This window comes from Actinomadura rugatobispora (assembly GCF_055379765.1).
The window spans coordinates 890394-909624 of sequence record NZ_AP029191.1 but is presented as its reverse complement, the minus strand read 5'-3'; the positions used below and the strand labels follow the sequence as shown (position 1 = coordinate 909624).

Genomic DNA, 19231 nt, shown 5'->3' with positions numbered 1-19231 from the left:
GCCGGACCCGGCGCGCCCTGTCCAAGACATCTTGGTATAACCAGGGGTTATGGACGCGCATCTACGGGAGCTGCGCTATTTCGCCGCGGTCGCCGATGAGTTGAGCTTCACCCGGGCGGCGGCCCGGCTCTTCGTGTCGCAGCCCGCGCTGTCCAAGCAGATCCGCGCCCTGGAACGGCGGCTCGGTTTCGAGCTGTTCGAGCGCCGGTCGCGGGAGGTCGTCCTGACCGGGCAGGGCGCGGAGCTGCTCCCGGCCGCGCGGGAGGTCCTGGAGACCTGGGACGGCGCGTACGCGCGGGCGCGGGCCCTGGACCGGCCGCCGACGCTGACCGTCGGGATGCAGACCGCCGTCGGCCGCGACCTGCAGCGCAGGGCGCTGGCCCGGTTCCGCGAGCTGGCGCCGGGCTGGTCGGTGTCGCTGCGCCTGGTCGGCTGGGACGATCCCACCGCCGGGCTCGCCGACGGCTCCAGCGACGTGGCGTTCGTGTGGCTGCCCGTGACGTCCGCGGGGATCAGCGCCCGCACGCTGGCCCGGGAGCGCCGCTGGGTGGCGCTGCCCGACGACCACCCGCTGGCCGGGCGGACCGAGATCGCCTTCGCCGACCTGCTGGACGAGCCGTTCATCGCGCTGCCCCGCGAGGCCGGGCCGCTGCGCGACTTCTGGCTGGCCACCCCCGCCCGCGGCGGCCGTCCGCCGCGGATCGGCGCCGAGGCCGCCGCGCCCGACGAGGTGTTCGAGGCCGTGGTCTCCGGCCTCGGCGTGGTCCTGCTGGCCGAGGGGAACGCCGGTCTGTACCGGCGGCCGGGCGTGACGTGCCGTCCCGTGCTCGGGCTGGAGCCCGCCGAGCTGGCCGTGGCCTGGCGCGGCGCCGACGGGCGGGCGGCGCCGCGGCTGTTCATGGAGGGCCTGGAGTCCGTGGATCGTTTGTGACCTGTGCGGCGGTGCCCGTGGCGGGCCGCCGCGACGATGGCGGCGAGAGCCGTGTTCCGCGAGGGAGCGGAATCTTCCGGAAAGGGGAGGGACGCCCATGGTGGGGAGCCTGGAGTGGGGACCGGCGGCGGAGCGGCCCGGACTGCTCGCCGGGCCGGTCGCCGCGGTGATCGGCGCGCGGCCCGAGGCCCGGGTCGCCGAGATCGATCCCGAACTGGCCGACACGGCGGCGTTCTGCGAGCGGTACGGGGTGCCGCCGGAGGCCAGCGCCAACTGCGTGGTCGTCGCGGCCAAGCGCGGCGGCGAGGTGACCTACGCCGCCTGCATGGTCCCGGCCACCGGCCGGGCCGACGTGAACGGCGTCGTGCGGCGGCATCTGGGGGCCCGCAAGGTCTCGTTCGCGCCGATGGCGGAGGCGACCTCCCTCACCTCGATGGAGTACGGCGGGATCACCCCGGTGGGGCTGCCGTCCGGCTGGCCGATCCTGGTGGACGAGGCGGTCGCCGCCACCCCCGAGGTGGTGATCGGCAGCGGCGTGCGGCGCTCCAAGCTGCTGCTGCCGGGCAAGGCCGTCGCCGACCTGCCCGGCGCGGAGGTGCTGGCGCTGGCCCTGGGCGGGACGCGGTGACGGCCACCGAGGGGCTCCGCCGGGCCCTGGACGAGCCCGGTTTCCGCCCCCTCCCCGGACCGGTCACCGTGCTGCTGGAGGCCGTCGAGGCACCGCCCCGGCTGGCCGCCCACCTGCGGATCGTGCACGACGTGGCCTGCGACCTGGCCGGCTGGGTCGACGGGCGCTACCCGGCGGCGGGCGCCGACCCGGCCGCGGTGGCGTTCGGCGCGGCCACCCACGACATCGGCAAGGCACTGCACCCGGACGAGCTGTCGGGGCCGGGCGCCGAGCACGAGCCCGCCGGCTACGAGCTGCTGCTCTCCTACGGCGTGGACGAGCGGCTGGCCCGTTTCGCCCGTACCCACGCCGCCTGGCACGAGGACGGCATCGGCATCGACGACCTGCTGGTCAGCCTCGCCGACAAGGTGTGGAAGGCCAAGCGGGTGCGCGACCTTGAGCAGCTCCTCGTCGACCGGCTGGCGGTGGCGGCGGGGGAGGCGCCCTGGCAGGCGTTCCTGATGCTGGACGACGTGCTCGGCGGCATCGCCGAGGGCGCCGACCGGCGGATCGCCTACCAGTCGACTCATCCGGTGGCGGCCGCCTGACCGTCCCGCGGCGCGGTGGGCCGGCCGTCCTCCGGGTAGGGGCGGCCGCCCGCGGCGCGGGCGCGGGCAAGGAAGACCCGGTTGGCCTCGATCATCTCCTCGGTCGAGGCACAGCCGGGTGAGGCGGTGCGCAGCAGCCCGAACAGCACGGGATCGGGCACGCCGTCGATGCCGGTCAACGCCTTGACCAGCACGATCCCGCTGAGTCCGAGATCGGCCGGGCCCATGGCGGCCAGCGTGTCCTCGATGAGGCGGGCCGCCGCGGCTCCGGGCAGGAACGCCATCGCCCACGGGTGCGGCCGCGCCCACTCCCCGAGCACGATCAGCTCCTGCACATCGGGACGCATCCGGTCGGCGAAGCCGGGGTAGGGGAGCGCCTCGGCCTCGGTGCACTCCAGGCCCGGCGGCGGCTCGTCGGCGTCGTACAGGACGGCCTTCGCCTCGAACCGCCAGCCGCCGCCCTCCGACGGCCTGGCCTGCCCGGAGATGTGATCGGCGCGGGTCCGGGTCTGGACGGCCAGCAGCCCGGCGGCGTCGCGGCACGGCACCGTGCACGCCAGCACGCGCCGCGGCGCGGGCACCAGCCGCAGCGTGGCGGCGGTGATGACGCCGTGCCGGCCCATCCCGCCCCGCACCGCGCCGAACAGCGTCCGGTTCTCCGACGCCGAGCACCGGACGACCGCGCCCTCCCGGGTGACCACCTCCAGGTCGATCACGTTGGCGGTCTGCGGCCCGTGGACGTGGGAGGCACCGCCCACGCCGCCCGCCGAGAGGGTGCCGCCGACGGTCAGGTCGAGCAGGTCGGTGAGGACGGGCGGGGTCAGCCCGTGCGGGAGCGCGGCGTCCAGGACCTCCCGCCAGGTCGCGCCCGCCTCCACGCGCACCCGGTCGCCGCGGACCTCGCCGATCGCGGCGAGGGCGCGCATGTCGAGCGAGACGCCGCCGGTCAGGGAGCTCCCGTCGGTGGAGTGCCCGCAGCCGCGCGGCACCACGGCCTGGGCGCCCTGCCGGCCTCCCGGAGAGGGGCCGTGCCCGTCCCCGGAAAGCGGCCGCGCCGGGCCGTGCCGCAGCATCACGTCCGCGACCTCGCGGGCGGACGCGGGCCGCACCACCTCGACCGGGGTCCTCCGCACCATGTCGCCGAAGTCGCCCAGTGCCACCGGGCCGGTCACCGGGCCCGGAGCCGGTCGGCGACCCGGCCGAGGGCGTCGCCGAGCGTGTCGAGCTCGGCGGGGGTGAGCGGGCCGACCTCGTGCTCGACCAGAGGGGCGGCCTCCAGGAACGCGACCCGGGCGCGTGGTTCCCGGGCGTGTAGGGGACCGTCATCCATGCGTTGAGAGTAGTTGGTTTGTCTTTGAACCGGCCACTGGTACGGTCTCAAGAAGTTGAGCGCTCAAGCAACCGCGCATGCCCGTCCCGCCACGGAACGGAACCGGACGCCGGATGCGCGAACGGCGACAGCCGCCCTATCCAGACCTGGAGGACACATGCTCCCCGCCCGCCGCATCCCGTACCTGGCCGACGTGGGCCTGCTGGTCGGCCGTGTCGCACTCGGCGCGATCTTCATCGCGCACGGTTGGCAGAAGCTCATAGGAACCGGGCACGAGGGCGTCACCAAGGGCTTCGAGGGCATGGGCATCCCGCTGCCCGGCCTGGCCGCCCACTACGCCACCTGGGTCGAACTGGTCGGGGGGATCGCCCTGGTGGCCGGCCTCCTGGTGCCGGTGGCCGGGCTGCTGCTGGCGCTCGACATGATCGGCGCGTTCTGGTTCGCGCACATGGGCAAGGGCCTCTTCGCCTCGGAGGGCGGTTACGAACTGGTGCTCATCCTGGGCGCCACGGCCTTCCTGCTCGCCTGCACCGGCTCGGGCCGCTTCGGCCTCGACGCCGTCCTGTTCGGCCGGAGCGAGGCCCGAGACCGCTCCGGCCGGGACCACGCCCACGTCTGAACCCGCCTCCCGCCTCCCGCCTTCACGCGAGCCCCCGTGCGCCGGGGGCTCGCGTGCTTTCATGGACGGATGGACGAGGCGCTGGCCGAGGCGGTGTTCGCCGAGCACGCGCGCCTCGAGGAACGCCTCACCGACCCGGCCGTCCTCCGCGACCACCGGCTCGCCCGGCGCATGCGCCGCGCCGTGGCCGCCCTGGAGAACCTCCTGGACGACATCCAGGACGGCGAGACCGAGTGGGACCGCTACGACCCGTACGACGTGGTCCTCGCCATCGAGGCCGAGCCCGCGGACGTGGAGCTGCTCTGGCACCGCTACCGCGACCTGGCCGCGCGACGCCCGGAAGGCTGGCGGGCCGAGCCCCTCGACGGCGAGCCCGGCGGGCGGCGCCGGGCGGTCCTGGCGATCACCGCCGGGGAGGGCGGCCCGGGCGCATGGTCACTCCTCAAGACCCACAACGGCCTGCACCCCCTGACCCCCCATCCGGTTCCAGGCTCGGACGCCGGCCCGGACGCCGGCCCGGACGCCGGCCCGGGCGTCCGGTCGGCGCGGGTGACGGTGCTTCCTCATGCGGACGAGGGCGTGGCGCTGCCGGGCTCGGAGCGGGACTGGCGCATCGACCTCTACTGCACGCGCTCGCCGGAGCCGCCGTCCTCGATCACCATCACCCACCTGACGTCGGGCGCGCGCTTCCACGGTCAGGCGGCGACGCCTCGCGAGGCGCATGCCAACGCGGTGCGGCAGGCGCTCGCCCGCGCCCTGGCCGACTCGATCACGGCGGACGAGCCGGCGCACCGCCACCTCCACCCGGGACAAGAGCCGAAAAGGCATCCGAAACCGATCGAGCCCGCCTAATCCTGCCTACATCACCAACTTCACCAACTTTCTCCAGATCGGGTCGCCTCAAATTACATATCTCGCCTGTCCGTAATTGGGGGTGCGGCGAGATGGTGCGTCACTCTCCGTAGATGGCCGATGGGCTCACCGTGGCCCGGTATGGAGGGTGAATGCCGGTGACGTGCGCATTTGCGGCATCGGGGCCGTTCCGCCCGAGATCGGGGCGGAACGGGTCTCCGAGGCGCCGCGACACGCCGACCAGGCGATAACCGAAAACAAGCCGGCGAATCCCCTCTTCGGGGCGACCGAATCGAGATATCCGGTATAGGTCCAGGTCAGCGCCGTCATCGGCGTCGGTCGGCCGTCCCTGGTCCCGTCTTCCTGCTCGACCGTAATGGGTGGCCGCCGGTCCGGTGGCGGGGCGTCGATGACCGAGCCCGTGTCATGGGCGCAGTCAGAGAGCGCCGCTCCCGTCCGCGGGCCTCCGGTCACCCGATCGCTACAGTGCGAAACCGGGCCCGCGCCGCGTTCCCCGCACCGGGCCTGGAGCGGACGTCCGTCAGGTCTCGGTCAGGTCTCGGCCGGGCCGGACGACACCGGCCCGCTTCGCCGGCGCCGTCCCGCCCGAACGGCCGCGGGCCCGGCTCATGGCCGGGCTCCTGACTTCGGGGCGGCGGCCTGTCCCCGCCGGACGTGGCGTTGATCGAAATGAGGCGACCGATCCCTCTTTGCCCCACTACCGTGGGCGTTCCGTCATGACGAGGAGGTCGGATGGAGATCAACGCGGCCGAGGTCGCGGCCTTCGTGGCGCGCCTGCTCGGCGAGGGGCACGCCCTGGAGACGCGGGTCGAGGGCGCGGTCGTCCACCTGCCCGAGTCCGGGCTGCGCGTCGCCGTGGACGCCCCGGACCCCGAGTCGCATGGCAAGGTCATCCGGATCCCGATCGGGGTCAACCATCCGGCGTGGGGCGAGGCGTTCGCCTGGGACCAGGCCGTGGGCGTCGCCTCCGGTGAGCGCCATCCGGTCGCCGACGCCGTCGACGGCTGGGTGCACAACGTCTTCCCCGTCTTCGCCGCGATGGCGATGCCCGGCAGCGAGCTGGCGGGGCGGGCGCATCCGTTCGTCATCGCCAGCGGCGACCGCACCGCCGACGTCTACTGCGGGCCGCTGGCGATCCGCGACTTCGGCGGGCTGGCGGAGAGGCTGTGGCAGGCCGCCGCCGAACGGCCCCCCGCGATGGCCCTCGTCCAGGAGCTGTTCACCGGGTACGCGATCCCCGAGCGGCCGCTGTGGGCGTACGTGTACGCGGCCCGGATGCCCGACGGCCCCCGCACCGAGGTCACGCTGCTCAACGGCGACAGCAGCGAGGCGTTCGCGCACATCGCCGACTACCTCCCCTGGGAAGGCCACGGTTCCGTCAAATCCTGGGTGCTCGCCGTGCCGCACGCCTGAGGCGTCCCGTCCCGAATAACGCCGGAAAACGCGCTCTGGCCTGCGTGGACGCCTCGAGCAGGGGCGTCGGCCGGGACCGCGCGGCCGGTACCGCGCAACCGCCAGTTAACGTCAACCTGACACAATGGGCTAACAACGGCATTTCTGGGCACATGGTGATCGTTAACGCTCTCGGGAGGCTGGTCGCTCGTGTCGCAAGTCAGTGAGTTCGTGGTGGTCGCCAACCGGCTTCCGGTGGATCGGGTGCCGGGCACCGGGACGGGTGACGGGGCGGCGTGGCGGCGCAGTCCGGGCGGCCTGGTCAGCGCGATCGCCCCGGTCATGCGGCGCCGCGAGGGCACCTGGGTGGGCTGGCACGGGGCGCCCGACGAGGTCCTCGAGCCGTTCGAGACCGACGGCATGAAGCTGGTCCCCGTCCCGCAGTCCGCCCAGGACGTCGAGCTCTACTACGAGGGCTTCTCCAACGCGACCCTGTGGCCGCTCTACCACGACGTGGTCGCGCCCCCCGTGTACAGCCGCGAGATGTGGGACGCCTACGTCCGCGTCAACGAGAGGTTCGCGAAGGCGGCGTCGGAGGTGGCCGCCGAGGGCGCCATCGTCTGGGTGCAGGACTACCAGCTCCAGCTCGTCCCGGCGATGCTGCGCGGGCTCCGCCCCGACCTGCGCATCGGGTTCTTCCTGCACATCCCGTTCCCGCCGCTGGAGCTGTTCTGGCAGATGCCGTGGCGGCGGCAGATCCTGGAGGGGCTGCTGGGCGCCGACCTGGTCGGGTTCCAGCTCCCGGGGGCGGCGTCCAACTTCGTGCGGCTGTGCCGCCGGCTGCTGGACGCGCGCTACAACAAGCAGGACGTGTACTGGGACGACCGGGTCGTGCGGGCCCGCGCGTTCCCCATCTCCGTGGACGTGGACGAGCTGAACGAGCTCATCGCCCGGCCCTCGGTGCGGGAGCGGGCCGAGGAGATCCGCACCGACCTGGGGGACTCCACCGTCCTGCTGGGCGTGGACCGGCTCGACTACACCAAGGGGATCACCCAGCGGCTGGAGGCGTTCGGGGAGCTGTTCGGCGACGGGCACCTCAAGCCCGGCCAGGCGGTCTTCGTCCAGATCGCCACGCCGAGCCGGGAGCGGGTCGAGCAGTACCAGCTGCTGCGCGACCAGATCGAGCAGCAGGTCGGCCGGATCAACGGCGAGTACGGGGAGATCGGCTTCCCGGTGGTGCACTACATGCACACCTCCTACAACCGGGACGAGCTCGCAGCGCTCTACCTCGCCGCCGACGTCATGGTGGTGACGCCGCTGCGGGACGGGATGAACCTGGTCGCCAAGGAGTACGTGGCGTGCCGGTCCGACCTGCGCGGCACCCTGGTGCTCAGCGAGTTCGCCGGGGCGGCCGCCGAGCTGCGCCGCGCGTACCAGGTCAACCCGTACGACATCGACGGCCTCAAGGAGACCCTGCTGCGGGCGCTGAGCGCCGAGCCCGCCGAGCAGGCGCGGCGGATGCGGGCCATGCGCAAGCGGGTCATCGAGCACGACGTGGACCGCTGGGCCCGGGACTTCCTGAGCGCGCTGGAGGAGTCACGGCACCGTCCCGAGACCCTGGGCGCGGCAATGGGCTAACCGCCGGGTCACTGCATTAAGACCCTTTGGCGGGCCGTCTGGGCCGTCTGCGGCCGTCCCAAATCCGCCATTTGAGCCCGCCGGTGGCGCCGCTCGGCGCCCCCGGCGGGCCGGTCGGCCGCCGCCGACCACCTCTGTGGGGTTCTGGTTCCGCCTGGGCGGTGCTCAGGCCGCCCTGGAGCCGTTCCGCAGGTCGAAGGCCGCCCAGACCGCCTTGCCGCCGGTGGTGAGCGGAGCCCAGCCCCAGGCGCCGCTGACGGCGCCCACGACCAGCAGGCCGCGGCCGCCCTCGCCGAACCGGCCCGGCTCGATGTCGAGGGGCTCGGGCGCGCGCACCCCGGGGTCGGTGACGGTCACCAGCAGGCGCCGCGGGTGGCCCAGCAGCACCAGCTGGATCGGGCCGGCGGGCAGCGGCTTGGGCAGTCCGCGCAGACCGTGCTGGAGCGCGTTGGTCACCAGCTCGGAGACGGCGATGAGCACGTCGTCGGCGGTGTCGTCCAGGCCCCATTCGCGCAGCGTGGCGCTGGTGAAGGAGCGGGCCTCCTTCGGTGCGGTGTTCTCGGCCGGCAGGACCCGCCGCGCGGTGCGCGGGCTGCCCGCCGCGGGGGCGGGCCACAGCCCCGCCAGCCCCGGGACCGGCACCGGCGCGCCGGTGGCGTGCTGCGCCGCCGGCGGAGTGCGGAGGGCCGGGCGGGACGGGTGGTCCTGCGGCTGGTGATGGCGCGGGTGCCGGCGTCCGCGCGGGGCGGCCGGGGCCGCCACGTCGTCTGCCTGGTCAACGATCATTGTCAAACCCCAGAGGCGTGCGGGTCGGTACGGGCCGAGCGTTCGCTATCTTGCTCCCCATGTCGTGCAGATGCAAGACCGTCTGCATGAACCGATGCAAGAACGAATGCACGTGCATCTCGTACCATGACGTTGGGGTGGGGCGAGATCGCGGCCTCCCGCTGGGAGGCAGTACGCCTAGAGGGGGCAGAAGATGGACGGCGCCGAGCTGTCGGACGTCCGGCGAGCCGAACTCGCCTGGCAGAAGAGCCGCCGGAGCAACCCGAGCGGCAACTGCGTCGAGATGGCGGAGCTCCCGACCGGGGAGATCGCCGTGCGCAACTCCCGGTATCCGGAAGGGCCGGTCCTCATCTACACGCGAGAGGAGGTCGAGGCCTTCGTCGGCGGCGCCAAGGACGGTGATTTCGATCACATGCTGGTCTGAACCGTCCCGGGCCCGAGTAAACCGAATCCCATTCCAAATCAGTGTTCGGCCCGGTAGCGTGCGGTTTCATGCACCTGGGGCAGATCGCTGAACGGACCCCCGGCAAGCCCGCCGTCATCATGGCGGGCTCCGGGCTGGTCATCACCTACCGTGAGCTGAACGAGGCCTCCAACCGCCTCGCCCACCTCCTGCGCGCCGAGGGGCTGCGTCCCGGCGACCACATCGCCTTCATGCTGGAGAACCACCCGCTGTTCCTGGCGATCGCCTGGGCGGCCCAGCGGTCCGGGCTGTACTACACCGCCATCAGCTCCCGCCTCCAGGCCGACGAACTCGCCTACATCGTCGACAACTGCGAGGCCAAGGTCTTCATCGCCGGCCACGCGCTCGCCGAGACGGCCGGGGCCATCACCGAGCAGACCCCCGGGGTGCGGCTGCGCCTCATGCTGGACGGCACCGCGCCCGGCTTCCAGCCGTACGAGGACGCGGTGGCCGAGTACCCGGCGACCCCCATCGACGACGAGTGCGAGGGGGTGGACATGCTCTACTCCTCAGGCACCACGGGCCGCCCCAAGGGCATCAAGCCGAACCTGTCGCTCGCCCCCATGGGAACTCCCGGCCCGCTCTTCCAGCTCATCTCGCTGCTCTTCCAGCCGGACGAGAACTCGGTCTACCTCTCGCCCGCGCCGCTCTACCACGCCGCCCCGCTGCGCTACTGCCTCACCTTCCAGCGGTTCGGCGCCACGGTCGTGGTGATGGACAAGTTCGATCCCGAGCGCGCGCTGGAGGCCGTCGAGAAGTACGGGGTCACCCACAGCCAGTGGGTGCCGACCATGTTCATCCGCATGCTCAAGCTGCCCGAGGAGACGCGCTCCAGGTACGACCTGTCGACGCTGCGCTGCGCCGTCCACGCCGCCGCGCCCTGCCCCGTGCCGGTGAAGGAGCGGATGATCGACTGGTGGGGCCCGGTGCTCCACGAGTACTACGCCGGAACCGAGGGCAACTGCTTCGTCTACACCAACTCCGAGGACTGGCTCGCCCACAAGGGCACCGTGGGGCGCCCCCTGCTCGGCCAGATCCACGTGTGCGACGAGGAGGGCAGGGAGGTGCCGCCGGGCACCGCCGGCACCCTCTACTTCGGCGAGGGGCCCGTCTTCGAGTACCACGGGGACGAGGCCAAGACCAAGGCGTCCCGCGACCCCTGGGGACACGGCTGGAGCACGCTGGGCGACGTCGGCTACGTCGACGGGGACGGCTTCCTCTACCTCACCGACCGCCGCTCCTACATGATCATCAGCGGCGGGGTGAACATCTACCCGCAGGAGGCCGAGAACGTCCTGGCCGTCCACCCCAAGGTCGCCGACGTGGCCGTGTTCGGGGTGCCGGACACCGAGATGGGCGAGGCGGTCAAGGCCGTCGTGCAGCCCCAGGACCCCGCCGGGGCCGGTCCGGAGCTGGAGGCGGAGCTGATCGCCTACGCGCGCGAGCACCTCGCGCACTACAAGTGCCCCCGCACGGTCGACTTCCGGTCCGAGCTGCCCCGCCACCCCACCGGCAAGCTCTACAAGCGCCTCCTGCGCGACGAGTACTGGAAGGACCACAAGGGCACGCTGACGGCCTAGCGAGCCCCTCACGGCCGGTTGAGGGCCGTCCTGGACGTGACACGGAGCGCGAGGACCCCGCGGCCGGACCGGGCGGGCCCGGCGTTCACCCCGAGCTCCAAGCCCCGAGGCTCGACGCGGCGTTGAGACGGGAACGCCCCGTCCCGGAAACCCGGGACGGGGCGTCACGCGCCGTGCGGTCAGTGCATGACCATGGGCTTCTCGAGCGGGACGGCGTCGTCGGAGTCGGCGACCGGCTTCTTGCGCGGCAGCAGCAGCGCCGGCAGGAACGCCAGGACCAGCAGGCCCAGCGACCACCAGTAGGTGGTCTGGAACGCGTCCGCCATCTTGTCCATGATCTGCGCCATGATGTTCGGCGGGACCTGGGCGCCGGCGGGCGCCTCCGCGCCGAGGCCGCCGCCCATGTCCAGCCCCCGGTCGCGCAGCTGGGTGGCCAGCATGACCGCGATGAACGCGGTGCCGATGGAACCCGCGACCTGCTGGATGATGTTCAGCGAGGTGCTGGCCCGCGGGACCTCGTCGTGCTGCAGGGTCTGCATGGCCGCCGACATGGTCGGCATCATCGTCATGCCCATGCCCAGGCCCATCACGAACAGCGCCCCGCCCAGGGCCCAGTACGAGGAGTCCGGGGTGAGCTGGGTGGCGAAGCCCGCCACGCCCGCGACCACGAGCGTGAGGCCGACCAGGACCACCTTGCCCGGGCCCAGCCGGTCGGTCAGCCTGCCGCCGATCGGCATCGTGACCATCGCGCCGAAGCCCTGCGGCGCCAGTAGCAGGCCCGCGGCGAACGCGCTCTCGCCCCGGACCGTCTGGTAGTACAGCGGCAGGATCAGCATCGCGCCGAAGAACGCGCACGCGAACAGCACCAGCGTGCCGGACGCGGCGGCCACCGAGCGGCGCCGGAACAGCCGCAGGTCGATCAGCGGGTTGGTGTTGGAGCGGCGCAGCGCGTGCGCGATGAAGCCCAGCACCAGCAGCGCGCCGCCGATCGTGGTGATCAGCACGTCGGTGCGGCCGAAGTCCTGCTTCTCGGCGCCGGTGGCCAGTCCGTACAGCAGCGCGGCCAGGCCGGGCGACAGCAGCACCAGGCCCAGGAAGTCCAGCCGCTCGGCCGGACGGGGCTCGTCGCGCTTGAGGATCCGCGCCGCCAGCACCAGCGCCACCGCGCCGATCGGCACGTTGATGTAGAAGATCCAGCGCCAGGACACGTCGTCCACGAGCCAGCCGCCCAGGATCGGACCCGCGATCGGGCCGAGCAGCATCGGGATCCCCACGACGCTCATCACCTGGCCGACCCGCTGGGGTCCGGCGGCCTGGGTCAGGATCGTCATGCCGGCCGGCATGATCATGCCGCCGCCCAGCCCCTGCAGGATCCGGAAGGCGATCAGCGACTCGGCGCTCCACGCCATCCCGGCCAGTGCCGAGCCGATGACGAACAGGCCGATCGAGACCATGTAGAGGCGCTTGGTGCCGAACCGGGCCGAGGCCCAGCCGGTCACCGGGATCACCGTGGCCAGCGCGAGGGTGTAGCCGGTCGCCACCCACTGGATGGTCGCCAGCGGGGCGTTGAAGTCCTCGGTCAGATGCTTGAGCGCGACGTTGACGACCGTGACGTCCAGGATGGACATGATCGCGCCGAGCACCACGACCATGGCCACTGCCAGTACGCCGCGGTCAAGCCCTCCATCTGAGTCCGCGGTCTTTGGAGACGCGGTAGCGGTCAACTGTGCCTTCCAATCATCGGGCCCGGGCGTGCGGGCACGCGGGCAGCGTCAAGGGGGTCAAGAGGGCTGGGGAGGTATGCGCAGAAAATACTGCAGTGACTGACACTTTTGCGAACCATTAAACTTCCAGGGGTCAGGGAGTATTCCACCGGGGTCCGACAAAACCCCCGTGTCACCTCGCCACCCTCGAACCTCCAGTCGAGTGGAGGTCAAGCGCGTGTGACACAGGCGACACCGTCCCCCGGCGTCACCAGGGCAGACCCCGCGCGGCGCCGGGACTCATCGCCCGCCTCCGCGATGTGGCCCACCCCACACCTCCCGGTTCGTCCCGGTTTCAGCTCGGCTTCCGGTCGCGCGCCCGGAACCGGCACCGAGGCGCGCCCCGCGGCCGCCCGCCCTCGGGACGCCGATCAGAGGGCTGATACCGTTCCAGTTCAAGCGCGTCATGGAGCGAAGTCCGGTGCGATCCCGGCGCTGTCCCGCAACTGTGATGCCCCTCCGAGAACCTCCTCCGATGGGCGAGCCAGGTCGCCTCCCCGCGCGCCGACGATCATCGACCTCGCGGAGGGGCGATCCGTCCCCCCAATGGCGGCGGCTCCCTGCCCCCCCCGCGGCCATGGAGGCCCCCTTGAGACCCCTACGTGCCCTGGGCGCGGCCCTGCTGATCGGTGTCGTGACGCTCGCGGCCGGCTGCGGCTCCGGTGACGGAGACGACGGCGGCCAGGCCGGGGCGGGAGGCGGCGCGGTCACCGTCCAGGCCGCCAACGGCGCCGTCACCATCCCCGCCACCCCCAAGCGGATCGTGTCGCTGTCGCCCACCCACACCGAGACGCTCTTCGCCATCGGCGCGGGCCCGCAGGTGGTCGCGGTGGACGAGTACTCCAACCACCCCGCCAACGCGCCCAAGACGAAGCTGTCGGGGTTCAAGCCGAACGCCGAGGCGATCATCGGGCACAAGCCCGACCTGGTGGTGCTGTCGGACGACATGGACGGCATCGTCAAGGCCCTGGAGAAGGTCAAGGTGCCCGTGCTCCTGGAGCCCTCGGCCACCAAGCTGGACGAGGCGTACGACGAGATCCTCGACCTCGGCGCCGCCACCGGCCGCTCCGCCGAGGCCAAGCGCCTCACCGACGACATGCGGACCCGCATCCAGCGGACCGTCGCCGCCTCGTCCAAGGGCAAGGGGCTCACCTACTACCACGAGCTGGACAACCAGCTGCACACGGTGACGTCCAAGACCTTCATCGGGCAGGTCTACGGCCTGTTCGGCCTGGAGAACATCGCCGACAAGGCCGAGAAGGCCGCGGGAGGCTACCCGCAGCTGTCCCGCGAGTACCTCGTCAAGAGCGACCCCGACCTGGTGTTCCTGGGCGACACCAAGTGCTGCGGCCAGAACGCCGCCGCCGTCGCCAAGCGTCCCGGCTGGCAGGACCTCACCTCGGTGAAGAAGGGCGGCGTCATCGAGCTGGACGACGACATCGCCTCCCGCTGGGGCCCCCGCCTGCCCGAGTTCGTCCAGGCCATCGGCGACGCGGTGCAGAAGTCCCCGGCCGCCCAGTGACCGACCGCCGCCCCACGGGCGAACCGTCCGCGGCGGAGGTGGCCGCGGGGCCGATGCCCGCGCGGCTGCGGCCCCTGCCCCTGGCGGTGACGCTGCTCCTGCTGCTGGCCACCCTCGTGGCCGGGCTGCTGGTCGGCGCGGCGGAACTGCCCGCGGGCGGGGTGCTCAAGGCGCTGCTCGACCGGCTGCCGTTCGTGGACGTCGCGTCCGGACTGAGCGTCGTGGAGCAGAACGTGCTGTTCGAGCTGCGCCTCCCGCGCGTGCTGATGGCCGCGATGGTCGGCGGGATGCTCGCCCTGGCCGGCGCGGGCTACCAGGGCGTCTTCCGCAACCCCCTCGCCGACCCGTACCTGCTCGGCGCCGCCGCCGGAGCCGGGGTGGGCGCGACGCTCGTCATCGTCCTGATGCCCGGGGACCCGGGCTACAGCGTGCCGGTGGCGGCGTTCGCGGGCGCGATCGGCGGGGTGCTCCTGGCGTACGCGCTGGGCAACATGGCCGGGGGCGGCGGATCCGGCGCGGCCACGCTCGTCCTGGCGGGCGTGGCCGTCTCCAGCTTCCTCGCCGCGGTCCAGACTTTCCTCCAGCAGGCGCGGGCGCAGGAACTCCAGCGGATCTACTCGTGGATCCTCGGCGGCGTCGGCTCGGCCGACTGGCGGCAACTCGGCCTGGTCGCCCCGTACGCGCTGGTCTCCACCCTGGTGCTGCTCCTGCACGGCAGGCTCCTGGACGTGCTGGGCGTGGGCGACGAGGAGGCGTCGTCGCTCGGGGTGGCGGCCGCGCGCGTACGCCTGGTCGTGCTGGTCGCCGCGTCGCTGGCCACGGCCTGCGCGGTGGCGGTCAGCGGGCTGATCGGCTTCGTCGGGATCGTGGTGCCGCACATCGTGCGGCGCCTCGCCGGCGGCTCCTACCGGATCGTGCTGCCACTGTCGCTGCTGGGCGGGGCCGCCTTCCTCGGCCTGGCGGACCTGGTCGCGCGGAGCGCGGTCGCCCCCGGCGAGCTGCCGCTCGGCGTGGTGACGGCGTTCGTCGGCGGGCCCTTCTTCGTGGTGGTGCTGCGCGCCGTCCGCAGGGAGGTCGGGACGTGACGATCGAGGTGCGCGACCTCAGCGTCACCCTGGGCGGGCGGAAGGTCCTGGACGGCGTGTCCCTGGAGGCCCCGCCGGGCTCCTGGACGGCGATCATCGGCCCGAACGGCGCGGGCAAGTCCACGCTGCTGCGCGCCGTCCTCGGCCTGCGCCCCGGACCCGGCCGGATCACGGTCGCCGGCACCGACCCCCGCACCCTCAAGCCCCGGCAGCGCGCCCGGCTCCTCGCCTACGCGCCCCAGAACCCCCAGCTGCCCGTCGGGATGACGGTGTTCGACTACACGCTGCTGGGCCGTTCCCCCTACATCCCGCACCTGGGACGGGAGAGCACCGGTGACCGTGAGATCGCCCGGGACGTCCTGGAACGGCTGGACCTGACCGGGCTGGCGGCCCGCCCCCTCGACCAGCTCTCGGGCGGCGAACGGCAGCGCGTCGTCCTGGCCCGGGCCCTCGCCCAGCAGACCTCGGTCCTGCTGCTGGACGAGCCCACGACCGCGCTGGACATCGGGCATCAGCAGCAGGTGCTGGAGCTGATCGACCGGCTGCGGATCGCCGACCGGCTCACCGTGGTGACCACGATCCACGACCTGACGCTGGCCGGGCAGTACGCTGACCGGTTGCTGCTGTTGTCCTCGGGACGGGTGGCGGCGGCCGGGCCGCCCGCGCAGGTGCTCACGCGGGAGGCCGTCGCGGCGCACTTCGACGCCCGCGTCCAGGTCACGTCGGGCGCCGACGGCCGTCCCATCCTCTCCCCGGAGCGTCCATGAGACTGCAGACCACGTGGCGTGCCGAAGACGGCACCAGGCTCGCGTCCACCGTGTGGCGCGCGGGCCCGGGCATGCGCATGATCTCCTCGGCGATGCTGGGCGGTGGGATCGCCCCGGGCGGCTGGGTCCTCAACGCCCAGGTCGCGGGGGAGTACGCGCGGCTGGACCCCGCCGAGCACCTGCGCGAACTGGCCGCCGCGTCGGGACTGCGAGGTCCCGGCGTCGGCCTGCTCACCGCCGCCGCGGTGGACCGTACGGCGCGCGCTTCCGACGGCGGCGTACAGGCCGCGGCCACGGTAGGCCTCCGCGTCCCCACCTGGGCCGCCGCACCACCCGATGCCCGAGACCCGGAACTGGCCCCGATCAGCGCCCCCGCGACCGCCCCAACATCGAGCACCACCCCGCAACCAGTCCCAACCAGCGGCGCGGTCGCCAGAACACAACCGCTCCCGAGCGGCATGACCCGAACGAGCCAGGTTGAACGGACACAACCTGTTCCCAGCGGAAGAGCGGGGACGGAGCAGAGCCGAGGCGGCAGGACGCAACCAGACCAAGGCACCAGGGCACAGCCTGGCGGGTCGCAAATGAGCCAGCCAGGCGACCGGGCGCAAACCACCCCGAGCAGCGCTACAGGCCAGGGCGCCCGGATGGAGCCAGTCCCAAGTAGCGGAACACAGCCGAGCCGGCCTCAACGGACGCAACCCTCCCCGAGCAGCGTTACGGGCCAGGACGGCCAGGGGGAGCCCGTCAGCGGGGCGGATGGTGTGGCGGTGCCACGGTGGCGGCCGGGGACGGTGAACGTCGTGGTCGAGGTCCCGGTGGCGCTGTCGGACGCGGCGCTGGTGAACGCCGTCATGACAGCGACGGAGGCCAAAACACAGGCGCTCCTCGAAGCGGGCTACTCCTGCACGGGCACCGCCTCGGACGCAGTCTGCATCGCCGCGCCGATTCCCGCCGAGGTCGATGCGGAACCGTTCGCGGGGCCGCGTTCTCTGTGGGGCGCGCGCATCGCCCGGGCCGTACACGCCGCCGTCTATGAGGGCGCGCTTGACTACACCGAGTGGCTCAAAAACCGGAACGGCGAGACTGTCTAGAAGAGGCGCCTCCCAAGCCGAGCGCTGCCCGAGGCGGGCGTTGCCCGAGGCGAGCGCTCAAGGCAGGGGCGTCCCCAGGCGGGCGTTGCCCGAGGCGGGCGTTGTCTGAGGCGGGGGCTTCCCCAGGCGTGCTGCCCGAGGCGAGCGGCTCTCGAGGCGAGCGCTTCTCAAAGTGGGCGCTGCCCGAGCCGAGCTGCCCGAGCCGGGGAGGTGCTTCCCGAGGTGAGCGGCTCCCAAGGTGGGTGTTTCCCGAGGCGAGCAGTTCCCAAGGCGGGTGCTTCCCGAGGCAGGCGCTGCCCGAGGCGAGCGCCTCCCAAGAGAAGTGGCTCCCGAGGCGAGGTGGTGGGGCTGCCCGAGCCGAGGTGGGCGTGAGGTGGGCGCTTCCCCAGGCGAGTGTTTCCCAAGACGAGCGCTGCCCGAGGTGGGCGCTGTTCAAGGACCACGGAGCAAGGACCACGGACCAACGACCGAGGACCGAGGACCAACGACCGAGGACCGAGGACAGGCCCTTCCAGAACGCGCGCTTCTAGGGCGGAGGCGTCTTCCAAAGCAACGGCTTCCACGAGCAAGGGGCTTCTAGGGACGGAGGCGGGCACGCGCGTTGGTTTCGGCCTGGGCGTGGCAGGCGGGGCCGCCGCGCCACCCCGGTGCGGCGCGGCGGCCCACCAGGGCCGATGCTGTGTGTGGGAAGAGACCACCTCCTCTACGCCGACTCGGCCGGCATTGGGGACTCAGCCGGCGTGGGGGAGGCGCATGCCGTTCAGCCGGTGCAGGCCGGTGGGCGGCTCCTGCTCGGTCGGCGGGCGGGCGCCGTCGCGCGGGGTGTTCAGCTGGACGAGGGCGTCCACACGTCGGCGCGCGCGCTCGGCCTCGGCCCGTGCCGCGTCCCGTTCGCCGGTGAGCGCCGACACGGCGGCGCGCAACTCGTCGACGGTGTGGGACAACTGCCAGTTGTGCTGCTCGAATTCGTGCAGCCGCGCCTGCATCTGGTCGCGGTCGGCGACCGCGTGCCCGCGCTTGGTCTCGGCCTCCCGGATCTGGGAGCGCAGGTCCTCGGAGGCGCGGTGCGCGGCGGCGGCCTCGATGCGCTGGCCTTCCACGATGGTTTCCGACTCCGACAGCCGCGCGTGCAGGCTGACGAGCTCCGATCGTGCGTTCTCCAGGGCGGCCAGCAGTTCGCCCTCGCGTCCCCGCACGTGGTCGCGTTCGCTTTCGGCGGCGAGCCGCGCCGCTCCCGCCTGTTCGGCGGACTCCTTGGCCTGGACGGCTTCACGGACCGCGGCGTCCCGGTCCGCGACCGCCTTCTCCGCCTCGGCACGGGCCGCCGCCGCATCACGTTCGGCGTTCTCCGCACGCGCACGGGCCGAATTCGTCTCCCGCCATGCCGTTTCGACGTGGCGTTGGGAGGCGTCGCGTTCCTCTTGGGCGATGGCCACCTGCATGGCGGCTTCTGCGCGCGCGCTGGACACCTGGCGTTCGACGCCGGCGACGCTCAGCTCCGAGGACAGGGAACCGGCGAGCCGTTCCGTCATGGTCTGCAGCCGGTCGACCATCTCTCCGACCCAGGCGACCTGGCCGGTGAGGCTGGACGGATCGTGCCCGCGTTCGCGCCAGCGCTGTGCCTCGTCGCTGCACGCGCCGCCGTTGTCCTGGCAGTAGCGCACCGCGTGCGAGCCGTCCAGGGGCTGCTGTACGGGACGCCCACACGTGGCGCAGGGCCGGAACCGAAAGGCTACGGTCTCCTCCCCCGGCAGGCGGCAGGTGTCGATGGGCGTTGGAGCGGTCTCACGCGAACGCGTCGTCTCCAGATCGGTGACGGTCGCCCGTACGTTCTGCTGCTCGAAGCCCAGGATCGGCAGGTCTCGATGGGTGTCGTCAGGATCGCCCGCCGCCGGCCCTGCCCGTCCAAGACCCGCGTCGCTCGGCGAAGGCGCGGGCTCTGGACGGGACGAGCCGGGGGCCAGGGTCGGGAGGGGCATGGTGGTAGTGGACGTGAGGGAGGGCGAGGCGGCGCCTGAGGGACCGTTCGGCGGGGCGGCCGCCGAATGGCGGGCATGCCGGGCCGATGTCGCCGCCTCGCCGCGTGCGGTCCGGCAGGTGAGCGCGTCATCGCCGAGTGGAGCGACCTTCTGGTCCGTCATGTGCCGTTGTACGCAGGCGCGTCCCGAATCGT

General features: G+C 72.8%; 18 protein-coding genes and 1 riboswitch. Of the genes, 13 read left to right on the top strand and 5 right to left on the bottom strand.

Annotation, left to right across the window (positions count from 1 at the left end; translation table 11 throughout):
• Positions 1–49 precede the first annotated feature (49 nt).
• The 3 genes from ACZ466_RS03625 to ACZ466_RS03615 all read left to right on the top strand — a co-directional run bounded on the left by ACZ466_RS03625 (position 50) and on the right by ACZ466_RS03615 (position 2146).
• Positions 50–931 (top strand): LysR family transcriptional regulator, encoded by an 882-nt coding sequence (locus tag ACZ466_RS03625; RefSeq protein ID WP_378283388.1) that lies wholly within the window; start codon positions 50–52, stop codon positions 929–931.
• Positions 932–1028: 97 nt separating this feature from the next.
• Complete coding sequence (locus ACZ466_RS03620; RefSeq protein WP_378283389.1) at positions 1029–1559, top strand: YbaK/EbsC family protein; 531 nt, start codon at positions 1029–1031, stop codon at positions 1557–1559.
• Complete coding sequence (locus ACZ466_RS03615) at positions 1556–2146, top strand: HD domain-containing protein (protein ID WP_378283390.1); 591 nt, start codon at positions 1556–1558, stop codon at positions 2144–2146. The genes ACZ466_RS03620 and ACZ466_RS03615 overlap by 4 nt, the downstream gene beginning before the upstream one ends.
• Here the strand turns inward: ACZ466_RS03615 and ACZ466_RS03610 are convergent.
• A complete protein-coding gene (locus ACZ466_RS03610) occupies positions 2125–3306 on the bottom strand; it encodes an FAD-binding protein (protein WP_378283391.1) in 1182 nt (393 codons plus the stop codon). The two genes, ACZ466_RS03615 and ACZ466_RS03610, sit on opposite strands and share 22 nt — an antisense overlap.
• 8 nt (positions 3307–3314) lie before the next feature.
• Positions 3315–3476 (bottom strand): hypothetical protein, encoded by a 162-nt coding sequence (locus tag ACZ466_RS03605; protein ID WP_378283392.1) that lies wholly within the window; start codon positions 3474–3476, stop codon positions 3315–3317.
• Positions 3477–3633: 157 nt separating this feature from the next.
• Between ACZ466_RS03605 and ACZ466_RS03600 the strand changes: the two genes are divergently transcribed.
• The 4 genes from ACZ466_RS03600 to ACZ466_RS03585 all read left to right on the top strand — a co-directional run bounded on the left by ACZ466_RS03600 (position 3634) and on the right by ACZ466_RS03585 (position 7998).
• Positions 3634–4095, top strand: coding sequence for a DoxX family protein (locus tag ACZ466_RS03600; protein WP_378283393.1), 462 nt, complete (start codon positions 3634–3636; stop codon positions 4093–4095).
• A 69-nt stretch (positions 4096–4164) separates the two neighbouring features.
• Positions 4165–4947, top strand: a complete 783-nt coding sequence (locus ACZ466_RS03595; protein WP_378283394.1) for a hypothetical protein — start codon at positions 4165–4167, stop codon at positions 4945–4947.
• A gap of 753 nt (positions 4948–5700) precedes the next feature.
• Positions 5701–6381 carry a DUF6348 family protein gene (locus ACZ466_RS03590; RefSeq protein WP_378283395.1) on the top strand — a complete coding sequence of 227 codons (681 nt, stop codon included), beginning with the start codon at positions 5701–5703 and terminating at the stop codon, positions 6379–6381.
• A gap of 189 nt (positions 6382–6570) precedes the next feature.
• Positions 6571–7998: an alpha,alpha-trehalose-phosphate synthase (UDP-forming) gene (locus tag ACZ466_RS03585; protein WP_378283396.1), complete on the top strand. Its 1428-nt coding sequence runs from the start codon at positions 6571–6573 to the stop codon at positions 7996–7998.
• A 165-nt stretch (positions 7999–8163) separates the two neighbouring features.
• On the opposite strand, the gene ACZ466_RS03580 is transcribed toward ACZ466_RS03585, so the two are convergent.
• Positions 8164–8784, bottom strand: coding sequence for an ATP-binding protein (locus ACZ466_RS03580; protein ID WP_378283397.1), 621 nt, complete (start codon positions 8782–8784; stop codon positions 8164–8166).
• 193 nt (positions 8785–8977) lie between these two features.
• On the opposite strand from ACZ466_RS03580, the gene ACZ466_RS03575 reads away from it, so the two are divergent.
• Both ACZ466_RS03575 and ACZ466_RS03570 read left to right on the top strand, forming a co-directional pair.
• Positions 8978–9208 (top strand): DUF397 domain-containing protein, encoded by a 231-nt coding sequence (locus tag ACZ466_RS03575; protein WP_378283398.1) that lies wholly within the window; start codon positions 8978–8980, stop codon positions 9206–9208.
• Between the two features lie 68 nt (positions 9209–9276).
• Positions 9277–10827 (top strand): AMP-binding protein, encoded by a 1551-nt coding sequence (locus ACZ466_RS03570; protein WP_378283399.1) that lies wholly within the window; start codon positions 9277–9279, stop codon positions 10825–10827.
• Positions 10828–11006: 179 nt separating this feature from the next.
• Here the strand turns inward: ACZ466_RS03570 and ACZ466_RS03565 are convergent, their stop codons facing one another.
• On the bottom strand, positions 11007–12479 hold the full coding sequence (locus tag ACZ466_RS03565; protein WP_378283468.1) for a DHA2 family efflux MFS transporter permease subunit: 1473 nt from the start codon (positions 12477–12479) through the stop codon (positions 11007–11009).
• 528 nt (positions 12480–13007) lie between these two features.
• Positions 13008–13079: riboswitch (cobalamin riboswitch) on the top strand.
• A 100-nt stretch (positions 13080–13179) separates the two neighbouring features.
• Here ACZ466_RS03565 and ACZ466_RS03560 point away from each other — a divergent pair.
• From ACZ466_RS03560 to ACZ466_RS03545, 4 genes are read left to right on the top strand one after another with little or no spacing between them, the layout of a single operon-like run.
• A complete protein-coding gene (locus tag ACZ466_RS03560; RefSeq protein WP_378283400.1) occupies positions 13180–14112 on the top strand; it encodes an ABC transporter substrate-binding protein in 933 nt (310 codons plus the stop codon).
• Between the two features lie 53 nt (positions 14113–14165).
• The gene (locus ACZ466_RS03555) at positions 14166–15197 is read left to right on the top strand and encodes a FecCD family ABC transporter permease (protein ID WP_378283401.1); all 1032 of its coding nucleotides are present in this window, start codon (positions 14166–14168) and stop codon (positions 15195–15197) included.
• Entirely contained in the window at positions 15194–15964 is a 771-nt protein-coding gene (locus ACZ466_RS03550; protein ID WP_378283403.1) for an ABC transporter ATP-binding protein, read from the top strand. Before ACZ466_RS03555 ends, ACZ466_RS03550 begins: the two co-directional genes overlap by 4 nt.
• Complete coding sequence (locus tag ACZ466_RS03545; protein WP_464042819.1) at positions 15961–17058, top strand: adenosylcobinamide amidohydrolase; 1098 nt, start codon at positions 15961–15963, stop codon at positions 17056–17058. Before ACZ466_RS03550 ends, ACZ466_RS03545 begins: the two co-directional genes overlap by 4 nt.
• Positions 17059–17789: 731 nt before the next feature.
• Here the strand turns inward: ACZ466_RS03545 and ACZ466_RS03540 are convergent.
• Positions 17790–19037 (bottom strand): coiled-coil domain-containing protein, encoded by a 1248-nt coding sequence (locus ACZ466_RS03540; RefSeq protein ID WP_378283405.1) that lies wholly within the window; start codon positions 19035–19037, stop codon positions 17790–17792.
• Positions 19038–19231: the final 194 nt, after the last annotated feature.

Coding starts and splice junctions, on each gene's coding strand:
- ACZ466_RS03545 (WP_464042819.1), top strand. CDS start 15,961: ATGAGACTGCAGACCACGTGGCGTGCCGAAGACGGCACCAGGCTCGCG.
- ACZ466_RS03555 (WP_378283401.1), top strand. CDS start 14,166: ATGCCCGCGCGGCTGCGGCCCCTGCCCCTGGCGGTGACGCTGCTCCTG.
- ACZ466_RS03625 (WP_378283388.1), top strand. CDS start 50: ATGGACGCGCATCTACGGGAGCTGCGCTATTTCGCCGCGGTCGCCGAT.
- ACZ466_RS03570 (WP_378283399.1), top strand. CDS start 9,277: ATGCACCTGGGGCAGATCGCTGAACGGACCCCCGGCAAGCCCGCCGTC.
- ACZ466_RS03540 (WP_378283405.1), bottom strand. CDS start 19,037: ATGCCCCTCCCGACCCTGGCCCCCGGCTCGTCCCGTCCAGAGCCCGCG.
- ACZ466_RS03600 (WP_378283393.1), top strand. CDS start 3,634: ATGCTCCCCGCCCGCCGCATCCCGTACCTGGCCGACGTGGGCCTGCTG.
- ACZ466_RS03620 (WP_378283389.1), top strand. CDS start 1,029: ATGGTGGGGAGCCTGGAGTGGGGACCGGCGGCGGAGCGGCCCGGACTG.
- ACZ466_RS03590 (WP_378283395.1), top strand. CDS start 5,701: ATGGAGATCAACGCGGCCGAGGTCGCGGCCTTCGTGGCGCGCCTGCTC.
- ACZ466_RS03595 (WP_378283394.1), top strand. CDS start 4,165: ATGGACGAGGCGCTGGCCGAGGCGGTGTTCGCCGAGCACGCGCGCCTC.
- ACZ466_RS03580 (WP_378283397.1), bottom strand. CDS start 8,784: ATGATCGTTGACCAGGCAGACGACGTGGCGGCCCCGGCCGCCCCGCGC.
- ACZ466_RS03575 (WP_378283398.1), top strand. CDS start 8,978: ATGGACGGCGCCGAGCTGTCGGACGTCCGGCGAGCCGAACTCGCCTGG.
- ACZ466_RS03605 (WP_378283392.1), bottom strand. CDS start 3,476: ATGGATGACGGTCCCCTACACGCCCGGGAACCACGCGCCCGGGTCGCG.
- ACZ466_RS03565 (WP_378283468.1), bottom strand. CDS start 12,479: ATGGTCGTGGTGCTCGGCGCGATCATGTCCATCCTGGACGTCACGGTC.